Genomic DNA, 12,178 nt, shown 5'->3' with positions numbered 1-12,178 from the left:
ATCCGGCCACGGGAAGCTGCCCCGAAATAGGGCATGACACGATCCGATGGCAATAAAAAGGCGACCCTGAGGTCGCCTTGATGAAATGGGTCGGTTGAGCCTTAGAGCTGCTCGATGCCGACGATATGCCAGGGGGCATTGTCCTTGGCGAGATCACGCTCGAGGTGCCACACCTCCTTGATGTCCTCCTCGACCTGCTCCTGACGGTCCATGTAGCGGCCGCTGAAGCGCACGCTCACCTGGGCCCAGTCGCTGCCGTAGTCGGCACGGACCAGCTGGGTGTCCACGTACATCACCTCGGTGTGCTGCTCACCGGAGAGCTCGGCGCGTTCGGCCTTGAGGTGCTCGAACAGCTCGGGGCTCACGTACTCGCGGATCTTCTCCAGGTCGTTCTTGTTCCAGGCCTCTTGCAGGGTGCGGTAGTGATCGCGGGCACCGGCCAGGAAGCCGTTCATGTCAAAGCCCGGGGGCAGACGGAAGGGCACGTCGCTGTCGGCAAAACCGGTGGCCTGCGGGGCGCTGTGGCTTTGCTCGAACTGCTGGGGGGCCGCGCTCTGGGGCGGTTGATAGCCCGCATAGGCCGTCTGTGGCTGGGCCGCTGCCGCCTTGTTCCTGCGCAGGGCTCGGAACAGGAAGACACCGCCCAGTGCCAGCAGGGCGATCAGCAGGAAGTCCATCCCTTGCAGACCTTCGAAGGCGCCGCTGCCCAGCAGGTAGGCGAACAGGCCGCCGGCCAGCAGACCACCCAGCAGGCCGCCCATCATGCCGCCTTTCTTGGGTGCCTGGGCGCCCACGGTCGGGTTCTTGGTGTCGACCGGCTTGGCCGCAGGTTGGGCCGGGGCCGTCTTGTAGCTCTTGCCAAAGGATTTGCCGCCACCAAGTTTCTTGGCCTCGGCGATGGGTGCCCCAAGGCCAATGGCCAGGATCAGGGCAAACAGGGTCAGCATCTTTTTCATTTTGACTCTTTCACTCTCATGTAGGTGGGGGCATGCTCTGCTTGTGCAAGCTCAGCGAGGCGCATGGCAGGCTGCCAGTCCCTTTTTGTGTTGCAGCTTGCGGGTATGATTATCACGGATGGCATGAATTATTCATGAACAGATTGAGTCGTCCGACAGGGGAGGCGCCCATGAGACACAGACGGCCGAGTCGCTCGGTGCGCAGGTTGCGCAACAAGCAAAGAGCAAGAACGAACGATCAGACCCTGGTCTGGCCCTTTCTCGTACTGTGAGGCAGGTCTGCGGCGCAGAAGTGGATGACGCTGACGAGGCCAGGGTCCCGTCTTGTCGCCGGATGCGATGACGGGACGTATTAGCACTCGCGATGGCGGGGTTTCTTTTGTAAAATTCCCGTCCCCTTCCCGCTGCGGTTTTTATGTGTATGGCAGAGCAAGTGACGGCGAAAAAAGACGCCAAGACACAACAGCTGAAAGTACCTCCCCACTCTTTTGAGGCCGAACAGTCCGTACTGGGCGGCCTGATGCTGGACAACGAGGCCTGGGATCGGGTCGCCGAACGGGTGATCGACAAGGATTTCTACAGCCGTCCGCACCGCCTGATCTTCCAGGCCATGACCCGCCTCTCCAATGCGGGCAACCCCATCGACCTTATCACTCTGCAGGAGGAGCTCGAGCGCTCCGAGCAACTGGAAGAGGCCGGTGGCTTCGCCTATCTGGTGGAGATCGCCAAGAACACCCCGAGTGCCGCCAACATCAGTGCCTACGCCGAGATCGTGCGTGAGCGGGCGGTGGTGCGGGAGATGATCTCGGTCGCCAACGAGATAGTCGAAGCGGGCTACGAGCCCCAGGGGCGTACCTCCAACGATCTGCTGGACCTGGCCGAGAGCAAGGTATTCCAGATCGCCGAGCAGCGCACCAGCGCCAACGAGGGCCCCCAGCCCCTGAAGCTCATCCTCGAGCAGACCGTCGACAAGATTGAAGAGCTGTTCAAGACCCCCCACAACGGGGTGACCGGCGTGTCGTCCGGCTACAACGATCTGGACAAGATGACCGCCGGCCTGCAGCGTTCGGATCTGGTCATCGTCGCCGCCCGTCCCTCCATGGGCAAGACCACCTTTGCCATGAACCTGTGCGAGCACGCGGCCCTCACCGCCGACAAGCCGGTGCTGATCTTCTCCCTCGAGATGCCCTCCGAGCAGATCATCATGCGTATGCTCGCCTCCGTGGGGCGCATCGACCAGACCAAGGTGCGGACCGGCCAGCTCGACGACGAGGATTGGGCGCGGCTCTCCTCCACCATGGGGCTGCTGCTGGAGAAGGGGAAGATGTACATCGACGACTCCTCCGGCCTCACCCCGACCGAAGTGCGCTCCCGTGCCCGCCGGGTGGCGCGGGACAACGGCGGCATCAGCATGATCATGGTGGACTACCTGCAACTGATGCGGGTACCGGCGCTGTCTGACAACCGAACTCTGGAAATCGGTGAAATCTCCCGCTCCCTCAAGGCGCTGGCGAAAGAGTTGCAGTGCCCCGTGGTGGCGCTCTCCCAGCTGAACCGAAGCCTGGAACAGCGTGCCGACAAGCGCCCGGTCAACTCGGATCTGCGGGAATCCGGCTCCATCGAGCAGGATGCGGACTTGATCATGTTCATCTACCGCGACGAGGTCTATCACGACGACAGCCCCGACAAGGGGATCGCCGAGATCATCATCGGCAAGCAGCGTAACGGCCCCATAGGACGAGTGCGGCTCACCTTCCAGGGTCAGTTCTCGCGCTTTGACAACTACGCGGGCCCGGCGTTTGATGATGACTACTAAGTAAGCCGGGAGCCTGCTCCCGGCATCCATAAACAGTTTTCCCGGTTCGACAATTCTGTCGGTCCGGCCTTAGACGATGAGATTTGAGGGCTGACACCACCCGGTGCCTGATTATCATGCCCTCGTAAGGGAAAACAGATGAAAGCGGCTATCGCCCAGATCAATACAGCGGCCCTGCGCCACAACCTCGCTGTGGTCAAACGCCACGCCCCCCAATGCAAGATCATTGCCGTGGTCAAGGCCAACGCCTATGGCCATGGGCTGCTGCCGGTCGCCCGCACCTTGGTGGATGCGGACGCCTACGCGGTGGCCCGCATCGAAGAGGCGCTGATGCTGCGCTCCTGCGCCGTGGTCAAGCCCATCGTACTGCTGGAAGGCTTCTTCAGCGCGGCCGACCTGCCAGTGTTGGCGGCCAACAACCTGCAGACCGCGGTGCACACTTGGGAGCAGCTCGAAGCGCTGGAGCAGGCGGATCTGCCTGTCCCCGTGGTGGCCTGGCTCAAACTCGACACCGGCATGCACCGCCTCGGCGTGCGGGCCGACGAGATGCCCGCCTTTATCGAGCGCCTCGGCAAGTGCAAGAACGTGGTTCAACCGTTCAACATCATGACTCACTTCAGCCGCTCAGATGAGCTGGAGCAGCCCACTACCCGCGAGCAAATCGACTTGTTCAGCAAGTTGACCGCGTCGCTTTTGGGCGAGCGGGCCATGGCCAACTCGGCGGGCATCCTGGCCTGGCCGGATTCCCACTGCGACTGGATCCGCCCCGGCGTCATCCTCTACGGCGTCTCCCCTTTCCCCAATACGGTGGCGGCCGATTACGACCTCCAGCCGGTGATGACCCTCAAGACACAACTGATTGCAGTGCGGGATCACAAGGCGGGCGAGCCGGTGGGCTATGGGGCCAACTGGGTGTCGGATCGCGATACCCGGCTTGGGGTGATTGCCATCGGTTATGGCGACGGTTATCCGCGCATGGCCCCCAACGGCACGCCGGTGCTGGTCAACGGCCGCATCGTGCCGCTGGTGGGGCGGGTCTCCATGGACATGACTACGGTGGATCTCGGCCCCGGCGCCACCGACAAGGCCGGCGACGAGGCGGTGCTGTGGGGTGAAGGGCTACCGGTAGAGCGGGTGGCCGACCAGATCGGTACCATCCCCTACGAGCTCATCACCAAGCTCACCTCCCGCGTCTTCATGGAGTACGTGTAGGCGAGTCGCCCCTCATCCCCAACCCTTCTCCCGCGAGGGGAGAGGGGAGAATAAAAAGGCCGCCCCGACAAGGGCGGCCTTTTTCATGGGCGTCTCCCAGAGACGAAAGAACAAGCCCCGCATCGGCGGGGCTTGAGTCTCCGTCACTATGCGGCGCTTAGCCTATGGTCATCAGGCTGGCGTTGCCACCGGCGGCGGCGGTGTTGACCGAGAGGGCGTGCTCGATGAGCAGGCGCTCCAGCGGGATGTCGGTCTCGCCGCGATGCAGGCCGTGCACACCGATGATGGCGCCGTTACGGGCTGCCTGGCGCGCGGCGGCGAGCTTGCTCACCTCCCGCAACTGATCCGAGTCGCCGTGGTGCAGCAGGGCATCGAAGTCCGTCTCCCCCGTGGCCCAGTCCGCCACCAGCGCGATGGGATCCCGCACTTCGGTCGGCAGGGAAGAGAGCAGGGAGCGTGTCTGGGCATCGTCCGGCAGCAGCACCTGGCTGCCGACCGCCAGACAGGCGGCCAGCTGGGCCAGCAGGTCGGCCTTCTCCTGGGCAAGGCAGAGCACCCGTTCCCGTGGCAGCAGGCTGTAGCTGTTGCGCTCGCCGGTGGGGCCGGTCAGCAACTGGGTACGGCCGCTCTGGGAGAGCGCAGCGTAGTGATCGCACAGGGCGGCGAGGGCCGGATCCTGCTTGCTCGCCCAGTCGCGCAGGGCCACGAGGGGGGCTTTCGCCTCGGCATGCAGGGCACCGGACTCCTGGTGCAGCTGGTTGGCCACCGCCTCCTGGGGACGGGCGCCGAGCAGGCGATACATGTAGAGCGGGCCGCCGGCCTTGGGACCGGTGCCGGAAAGCCCTTCCCCACCGAAGGGTTGCACCCCGACCACGGCGCCCACGATGTTGCGGTTGACGTAGAGGTTGCCCACCTTGGCCACATTCACCACCTGGGCGATGGTCTCGTCGATGCGGGTATGAACACCCAGGGTCAGGCCGTAGCCGCTGGCGTTGATCTGCTCGAGCAACTCCCCGAGCCGGGTGCGCGGGTAGCGGACCAGGTGCAGCACCGGGCCGAACACTTCGCGTCCTAGTTCGTCCAGGCTGTCGAGCTCGATCAGGGTCGGCAGCACGAAGGTGCCGCGGCTGCAGGCATCCCCCTGGGTGCGAGCGATCTGGTGCACCTTGCGCCCCTTGTCGCCCATGGCCTTGATGTGGCGTTCGATGTTGGTCTTGGCCTCGGCGTCGATGACGGGGCCGATGTCGGTGGAGAGGTGCTCGGGGCTGCCGACCTTGTACTCGGCCATGGCGCCCTTGAGCATCCGGATCACCCGATCCGCCACGTCATCCTGCACGCACAGCACTCGCAGGGCGGAGCAGCGCTGACCGGCGCTGTCGAACGCCGAGGAGATGACATCCATCACCACCTGTTCGGTCAAGGCAGAAGAGTCGACGATCATGGCGTTCTGGCCGCCGGTCTCGGCGATGAGGGGAATGGTGCGACCCTGGGCGTCGAGGCGACCGGCCAGGTTACGGGAGATGATGCCCGCCACCTCGGTGGAGCCGGTGAACATGACGCCGCGCACCCGTTCGTCCGCGATGAGCGCCGCACCCACGGTCTCACCACGGCCCGGCAGCAGCTGCACCGCACCGGCGGGAACCCCCGCTTCCAGCAGGATGCGCACCGCTTGTGCCGCGATGAGGGGGGTCTGCTCGGCAGGCTTGGCCAGCACCGTATTGCCGGCGGCCAGGGCCGCGCACACCTGGCCGCTGAAGATGGCCAGGGGGAAGTTCCAGGGGCTGATGCAGACCACGGGGCCGAGCGGCCTGTGGGTGTCGTTAGCGAAGTGGTTGCGCGCCTGGACGGCGTAGTAGCGCAGGAAGTCCACCGCCTCGCGCACCTCGGCGATGGCGTTGGCGAAGGTCTTGCCGGATTCGCGAACCAGCAGGCCCATCAGGGGTTGCAGTTCGGATTCCATCAGATCGGCGGCCCTGTCCAGCACGGCGGCCCGCTCGGCTGGCGGGGTGGACTGCCAGATCTGGCCGCTCGTGAGGGAGCAGGCGAGCGCCTTGTCCACCAGCGCTACCGTGGCTTCGCTCACCTGACCGACGACATCGCGGTGATCCGCCGGGTTGAGCACGGGCTGGAACTGGGTCGGCGCCTCGGTGTCGCAACCCAGCATGGGCACGGCCTGATAGGCGGTGTTGGTGCTGGCGAGCAGGGCGGCGGAGAGTGACCCCAGGCGGTGCTCGTTCGCGAGATCCAGACCTGCGGAGTTCGGGCGCGCCTCGCCGTAGAGATCCCGGGGCAGGGGGATGCGCGGATGGGGCAGACCCAGGGTCCCTTCACGGGCGGCCATCTGCTCGATCTGCTGCACCGGATCCTGCACCAGATCCGAGAGGGAGATGTTGTTGTCCGCGATGCGGTTGACGAAGGAGGTGTTGGCCCCGTTCTCCAGCAGGCGGCGCACCAGGTAGGCGAGCAGGGTCTCGTGGCTGCCTACCGGTGCATAGATGCGGCAGGGGCGACCCAGCTTGCCGTCGGCCACCTTGCCGACCACCTGTTCGTACAGGGGTTCACCCATGCCGTGCAGGCACTGGAACTCGTACTGGCCCGGGTAGTAGTTCTGACCGGCGAGCTGGTAAATCGCCGACAACGAATGGGCGTTGTGGGTGGCGAACTGGGGATAGATGGCCTCGGGCACCGCCAGCAGCTTGCGGGCGCAGGCGAGGTAGGAGACGTCCGTGTAGGGCTTGCGGGTATAGACCGGGTAGCCTTCCAGCCCTTCCTGCTGGGCGCGCTTGATCTCGCTGTCCCAGTAGGCGCCCTTCACCAGACGGATCATCAGGCGGTGACGGCTGCGCTTGGCGAGATCGATGACGTAGTCGATCACATAGGGGCAGCGCTTCTGGTAGGCCTGGATGACGAAACCGATGCCGTTCCAGTCGGCGAGGGACGGATCGAAGCAGAGCTTCTCCAGCAGATCGAGGGAGATCTCCAGGCGATCGGCCTCCTCGGCGTCGATGTTGATGCCGATGTCATACTGCCTGGCGAGCTGGGTCAGGCCCAGCAAGGTGGGGTAGAGCTCCTCCATGACGCGATCGTACTGGGCGCGGCTGTAGCGCGGATGCAGGGCGGAGAGTTTGATGGAGATACCCGGCCCCTCGTAGATGCCGCGACCGTGGGAGGCCTTGCCGATGGCGTGGATGGCCTGCTCGTAGGAGGCCAGATAGCGTTTGGCGTCCTCCTCGGTCAGGGCCGCTTCCCCCAGCATGTCGTAGGAGTAGCGGAACCCCTTGCTCTCCATGCCGCCTGCGTTCGCCAGCGCCTCGGCGATGGTCTCGCCGGTGACGAACTGTTCACCCATCAGGCGCATCGCCATGTCGACGCCCTTGCGGATGAGCGGCTCACCCCCCTTGCCGATGAGTCCCTTGAGGGAGCTGTTCATGCCCGCCTCGTTGTGGGTGGCCACCAGCTTGCCGGTGATGAGCAGACCCCAGGAGGCCGCATTGACGAACAATGAGGTGCTCTGACCCAGGTGCTGGCTCCAGTTGCCGCCGCTTATCTTGTCGCGGATGAGGGCATCCCGGGTCGCCTTGTCGGGGATGCGCAGGAGCGCCTCCGCCAGGCACATCAGGGCCACCCCTTCCTGGGAGGAGAGGGAGAACTCCTGAAGCAGCCCCTGGACCAGGCCCTGACGGCCGCTGGCGCTCTTCTGGTTGCGCAGCTTCTCGGCGATGCCCATGGCCAGCTTCTGGGTCGCGTCAGCCTTCTCCTTGGGCAGACGGGCCTGCTCCAGCAGCATGGGGACGGCTTCGGTCTCGGGGCGGCGATAAGCCCCCGTGATGGCGGCCCGCAGCACGGACTGGGGCAGAATGCTCTCGGCAAACTCGAGGAAGACCTGGATGCCCTGCTCGGTCAGGGTCTCGACGGCCTCTTCCCCGGCGGCGGCAGCCAGCCCGGAGTGCTCGGGCGGGGTCAGACCGCGATCCAGTTGCTCCAGATAGGTGAAGATGGCTTGCTTGATCAGCCAGTGGGGAGTGCGATCCAGGGTCTGCGCAGCCTGTTTGAGGCGGTCGCGGGTCGCTTCATCGAGTTTGACGCCGAGGGTGGTAGTGGCCATGGGACTTCCTGTGTCTAGAAGGTAACAATATTACCGGACGGTTAAATTTCGCCGATGATGGTGCAACCAGGTGCAACCTTCAAGCAAGAAATTTTAATGTATTGGTTACATTGTTGAATTCTTCCATGAATCCGGTCTCCATCAGGCTCCTTTCAAGCCCGCCGCTTGTCCGCTTTTCACAGCATTATTAATGGGTTGGCAATGCATCTTATGAATGCCTATATGAGGTGCAACCCACTGCGAATCGGGTTGCGCTTTTGCGTGTTCGACCGAGCCTGGGCTGTGAGCGCGGCTCCCCCGTGCGCAGAAGGGGGCGGAGCGCCACCTGACAGAGCCCCGTGCTCTTCTATGCTGTTAGCTGGCCACAGGGGCCAGCTATCGGTGACAAGGAGAAACCCATGGCGCGTGTCAGTACCTATCTCAATTTTGCCCGGGAGACGGAGGCTGCCTTCCTCTTCTATCGCGAAGTGTTCGGCGGTGACTTCAGCGGCCCCATCCACAGGTTCAAGGAGTCCCCGGGTTGCCCGGGCCAGCCCCCTTTGTCGGAGGAAGACGGGGAGCTGGTGATGCATGTGGCCCTGCCCATCCTTGGGGGTCACGTGCTGATGGGCACGGATGCTCCGGCCAGCATGGGGTTCACCCTGGTGCAGGGCAACAACAGCTACCTCAACCTGGAGCCGGACAGCCGGGGCGAGACCGATCGCCTGTTCGCAGCCCTGGCTGAGGGAGGTCAGGTGGAGATGCCGCTGGCGGAGATGTTCTGGGGTGACTATTTCGGATCCCTGGTGGACAAGTTCGGCACCCACTGGATGTTCAACTGCCAGAGCAAGACCTGACGGCAGATCTGCAATGAAAAGGGCGCCATGGCGCCCTTTTCATCTTTATTGCCCATCACTGTCCCTATTTGCTGCGCCTGCCACCTGCGCTGGTATGCCCCGGGCATGGGATTGCCGTGCAGTGCGTTGAGCTGCTTTATGGCGTGCGACCCACTCTGCCGACGGGGATCACCCGGGCTCGGATTATCGCGCAGCTGAACTGCGTTATGGCGTGCGACCCACCATGTCAGCGGGGATCACCCAGGCATCGAACTGCTCCGCGCTGAGGTGGCCCGAGGCAATGGCCGCCTCCCGCAGACTCAGCCCCTGATGGTGCGCCCGTTTGGCGATGTCGGCCGCTTTGTCATAGCCGATATGGGGGTTGAGGGCCGTCACCAGCATCAGGGAGCGGGAGAGCAGATCGTCGATCCTGGCCTGGTTCGGGGTGATGCCGACGGCGCAATGGTCGTGGAAGCTCTGCATGCCGTCCGCCAGCAGCCGCACGCTCTGCAGGACGTTGTAGGCGATCATCGGCCTGAACACGTTGAGCTCGAAGTTGCCGCTGGCGCCGCCGATGTTGATGGCCACATCGTTGCCCATCACCTGGGCGCAGAGCATGGTGAGCGCCTCGCTCTGGGTCGGGTTGACCTTGCCGGGCATGATGGAGGATCCGGGCTCGTTCTCGGGGATGAGCAGCTCCCCCAGCCCGCAGCGGGGGCCGCTCGCCAGCCAGCGCACGTCGTTGGCGATCTTCATGAGGGAGGCTGCCAGCGTCTTGAGGGCACCGTGGGCGTGAACCTGGGCGTCACTCGCCGCCAGGGCCTCGAACTTGTTGGGGGCGCTGATGAGCGGCAGGCCGGTCTGCTCGGCCAGGGTTCTGGCCACCGCCTCGGCAAAGCCGGGAGGGCAGTTGAGGCCGGTGCCCACGGCGGTGCCGCCGAGCGCCAGCTCGCACAAATGGGGCAGGGCGGCCCGTAGATGGCGCTCCCCCTGTTCAAGCTGGGCGACCCAGCCGGAGATCTCCTGGCCCAGGGTGAGGGGAGTGGCATCCTGCAAATGGGTGCGGCCAATCTTGACGATGTGGTCGAAGGCGGCGGCCTTGCCTGCCAGGGTCTGCTTCAGGGCAGCGAGGGCCGGCAGCAACCGCTGCGTGATGGCGGTGACCGCCGCCAGGTTCATGGCGCTCGGGAAGACATCGTTGCTGGACTGGCTCTTGTTTACCTCGTCGTTGGGATGCACCAGCCGCGCTTCCCCCCGGGGGCCGCCGAGCAGTTCGCTGGCCCGGTTTGCCAGCACCTCGTTGAGGTTCATGTTGGTTTGGGTGCCGGAGCCGGTCTGCCACACCATCAGGGGAAACTCGGCGTCGTGCAGGCCGCGCAGGATTTCGTCGGCGGCGGCCATGATGGCCTGGGCCTTGCGGGCGGGGAGTAGCCCCAGGGCGTGGTTGACCCGGGCGCAGGCGGACTTGATGCAGGCCAGGGCATGGATGATCTCCATGGGCTGGCGCTCCCCCGAGATGTTGAAGTGATGCAGGGAGCGCTGGGTCTGGGCCCCCCAGAGCCTGTCCGCCGGGACGGCTATCTCCCCCAGGCTGTCCCGCTCCATCCTGATATCCATGACGTGTCTCCTGCCGTTGAGGTGGTGGCACCCAGCATGAACCCAAACGGCGGCCGGGGCCAGCTTGCACATGGATACGCTTTGCATATAATAAGTAAAGCTTACTATATAGGTTGCATATCATGAACAAACAACCGGACACCCTTGGCTTTCTCATCGGCGACGTCCAGCGCCTGATGCGCCGCCAGTTCCAGCAGCAGCTGGAGGGAAGCTGCCTCACCCTGGCCCAGGCCAGAGCTCTGGTGCACATTGCACGCAGCGAAGGGATCCGCCAGGTGGATCTGGCGGAGCGGCTCGACATCCAGCCCATCACCCTGGCCCGTCAGCTCGATCAGCTGGCGGAGAGCGGCCTGGTGGAGCGGCGCAGCGACCCCCATGACAGGCGTGCCTATCAGCTCCATCTGACCGAAGGGGCCACCCCCTATCTGGCGATGATCAAACAGGCGTCCGATCTGGTGCATCAGAGGGCCATCGGCGAGCTGGGGGAGGAGGCGACCGAGGCGCTGTGCCGCTCCCTCAAGATCCTGCGTGCCAACCTCGGCCACCTCTGATGCTTTCCTGTGATGCCAACCAACGTGGAGCCATATCATGACCACTGATTCCCCCTCTTCCTCCCGTCCCGCCGCCAACCGGCGCCGCACCCGCCTGCTGTTGCTGGTGGTGGTGCCGGCACTGGCCCTGATCGGGGCGGGCGTTATCTACCTGCAGGGTGGGCGCTATGTGGAGACGGACAACGCCTATGTGAAGGCGGACAAGGTCCCCATCAGCACCGAGGTGCTGGGCCGGGTGGCCAAGGTGTTCGTCGAGGAAAACCAGCAGGTCCGGGCCGGCCAGCCGCTGTTCGAGCTGGATCAGGAGTCCTTCCGGGTCGCCGTGGCCAAGGCCGAGGCGGAACTTGCCAAGGTGCGCACCGATCTGGTGGCGCTGCAGACCAGTTATCGCGGCCAGCAGGCGGAGATCGCCGTGGCCCGCACCCGCCATGCCTATGCCCTGAAGGAGGAGCATCGCCAGGCGGATCTGGTGACCAGGCACTTCACCTCCACCGCCAATTACGACGATGCCCGCCAGCTCACCATACAGACCGCCCAGCAGCAGGTGGCGCTGGAGGAGGGGCTCAAGAAGATTGAAGCCTCCCTCAGCGGGGACGTGAACCTGCCGGTGGAGCAGCAGCCCGCCTATCAGGAGGCCGCGGCCGAGTTGGCCAAGGCCAGGCTGGATCTGGCTCGCACCACCATCTATGCCCCCGCCAACGGCATCGCCAGCCAGTTGCCCAAGCCCGGCCAGTACAATCTGGTGGGCATGACCGCCATGATGCTGGTGGAGACCGACAACCCCTGGGTGGAGGCGAACTTCACCGAGACGGAGCTGACCCATGTGCAACCTGGCCAGAAGGTGGACATCAGTGTGGATACCTACCCCGATGCGCGCTGGACCGGGGTGGTGGAGAGCCTGAGCCCGGCCACAGGCTCCGAGTTTTCGGTGATCCCGGCCCAGAACGCCACCGGCAACTGGGTCAAGATCGCCCAGCGGGTGGCAGTGCGGATCAAGCTGGATTCGGGAGCGGATCTGCCCACCCTGAGGGCGGGTCTGAGTGCCACCGCCGAGATAGACACCGGCCATCAGCGCACCCTGCCTGGCCTGTCAGGTCGAGGTTGAT

The 12,178-nt window shown here is 64.6% G+C and carries 8 protein-coding genes; 5 read left to right on the top strand and 3 right to left on the bottom strand.

The features are described from left to right. Positions 1–101: 101 nt before the first annotated feature. On the bottom strand, positions 102–956 hold the full coding sequence (locus BGO64_RS08325) for a Tim44 domain-containing protein (protein WP_010673257.1): 855 nt from the start codon (positions 954–956) through the stop codon (positions 102–104). Positions 957–1,377: 421 nt separating this feature from the next. Between BGO64_RS08325 and dnaB the strand changes: the two genes are divergently transcribed. Then, the gene (gene dnaB, locus BGO64_RS08320) at positions 1,378–2,772 is read left to right on the top strand and encodes a replicative DNA helicase (protein WP_039040054.1); all 1,395 of its coding nucleotides are present in this window, start codon (positions 1,378–1,380) and stop codon (positions 2,770–2,772) included. 138 nt (positions 2,773–2,910) lie between these two features. Continuing rightward, positions 2,911–3,984, top strand: coding sequence for an alanine racemase (gene alr, locus BGO64_RS08315; RefSeq protein WP_286700457.1), 1,074 nt, complete (start codon positions 2,911–2,913; stop codon positions 3,982–3,984). Positions 3,985–4,141: 157 nt separating this feature from the next. On the opposite strand, the gene putA is transcribed toward alr, so the two are convergent. Next, positions 4,142–8,089, bottom strand: a complete 3,948-nt coding sequence (gene putA / locus BGO64_RS08310; RefSeq protein WP_286700456.1) for a trifunctional transcriptional regulator/proline dehydrogenase/L-glutamate gamma-semialdehyde dehydrogenase — start codon at positions 8,087–8,089, stop codon at positions 4,142–4,144. Between the two features lie 398 nt (positions 8,090–8,487). On the opposite strand from putA, the gene BGO64_RS08305 reads away from it, so the two are divergent. Beyond that, complete coding sequence (locus BGO64_RS08305; protein WP_010673262.1) at positions 8,488–8,925, top strand: VOC family protein; 438 nt, start codon at positions 8,488–8,490, stop codon at positions 8,923–8,925. Between the two features lie 204 nt (positions 8,926–9,129). Here BGO64_RS08305 and fumC read toward each other — a convergent pair whose 3' ends face one another. Continuing rightward, positions 9,130–10,521 carry a class II fumarate hydratase gene (fumC, locus tag BGO64_RS08300; protein WP_286700455.1) on the bottom strand — a complete coding sequence of 464 codons (1,392 nt, stop codon included), beginning with the start codon at positions 10,519–10,521 and terminating at the stop codon, positions 9,130–9,132. Between the two features lie 122 nt (positions 10,522–10,643). Between fumC and BGO64_RS08295 the strand changes: the two genes are divergently transcribed. Continuing rightward, positions 10,644–11,072 carry a MarR family winged helix-turn-helix transcriptional regulator gene (locus tag BGO64_RS08295; protein WP_010673264.1) on the top strand — a complete coding sequence of 143 codons (429 nt, stop codon included), beginning with the start codon at positions 10,644–10,646 and terminating at the stop codon, positions 11,070–11,072. Positions 11,073–11,109: 37 nt separating this feature from the next. Continuing rightward, positions 11,110–12,177, top strand: coding sequence for an HlyD family secretion protein (locus tag BGO64_RS08290; RefSeq protein WP_286700454.1), 1,068 nt, complete (start codon positions 11,110–11,112; stop codon positions 12,175–12,177). Position 12,178 lies beyond the last annotated feature (1 nt).

It is taken from the genome of Aeromonas sp. 62-46 (genome assembly GCF_001898585.1).
Taxonomy (GTDB): Bacteria; Pseudomonadota; Gammaproteobacteria; order Enterobacterales; family Aeromonadaceae; genus Aeromonas; species Aeromonas caviae.
The sequence above is the reverse complement of the archived record's forward strand: the minus strand, read 5'-3'. Positions and strand labels throughout refer to the sequence as shown.

Excerpts from the sequence above, each read along its gene's own strand:
- BGO64_RS08325 (WP_010673257.1), bottom strand. The coding sequence starts at position 956 with ATGAAAAAGATGCTGACCCTGTTTGCCCTGATCCTGGCCATTGGCCTT.
- dnaB (WP_039040054.1), top strand. The coding sequence starts at position 1,378 with ATGGCAGAGCAAGTGACGGCGAAAAAAGACGCCAAGACACAACAGCTG.
- alr (WP_286700457.1), top strand. The coding sequence starts at position 2,911 with ATGAAAGCGGCTATCGCCCAGATCAATACAGCGGCCCTGCGCCACAAC.
- putA (WP_286700456.1), bottom strand. The coding sequence starts at position 8,089 with ATGGCCACTACCACCCTCGGCGTCAAACTCGATGAAGCGACCCGCGAC.
- BGO64_RS08305 (WP_010673262.1), top strand. The coding sequence starts at position 8,488 with ATGGCGCGTGTCAGTACCTATCTCAATTTTGCCCGGGAGACGGAGGCT.
- fumC (WP_286700455.1), bottom strand. The coding sequence starts at position 10,521 with ATGGATATCAGGATGGAGCGGGACAGCCTGGGGGAGATAGCCGTCCCG.
- BGO64_RS08295 (WP_010673264.1), top strand. The coding sequence starts at position 10,644 with ATGAACAAACAACCGGACACCCTTGGCTTTCTCATCGGCGACGTCCAG.
- BGO64_RS08290 (WP_286700454.1), top strand. The coding sequence starts at position 11,110 with ATGACCACTGATTCCCCCTCTTCCTCCCGTCCCGCCGCCAACCGGCGC.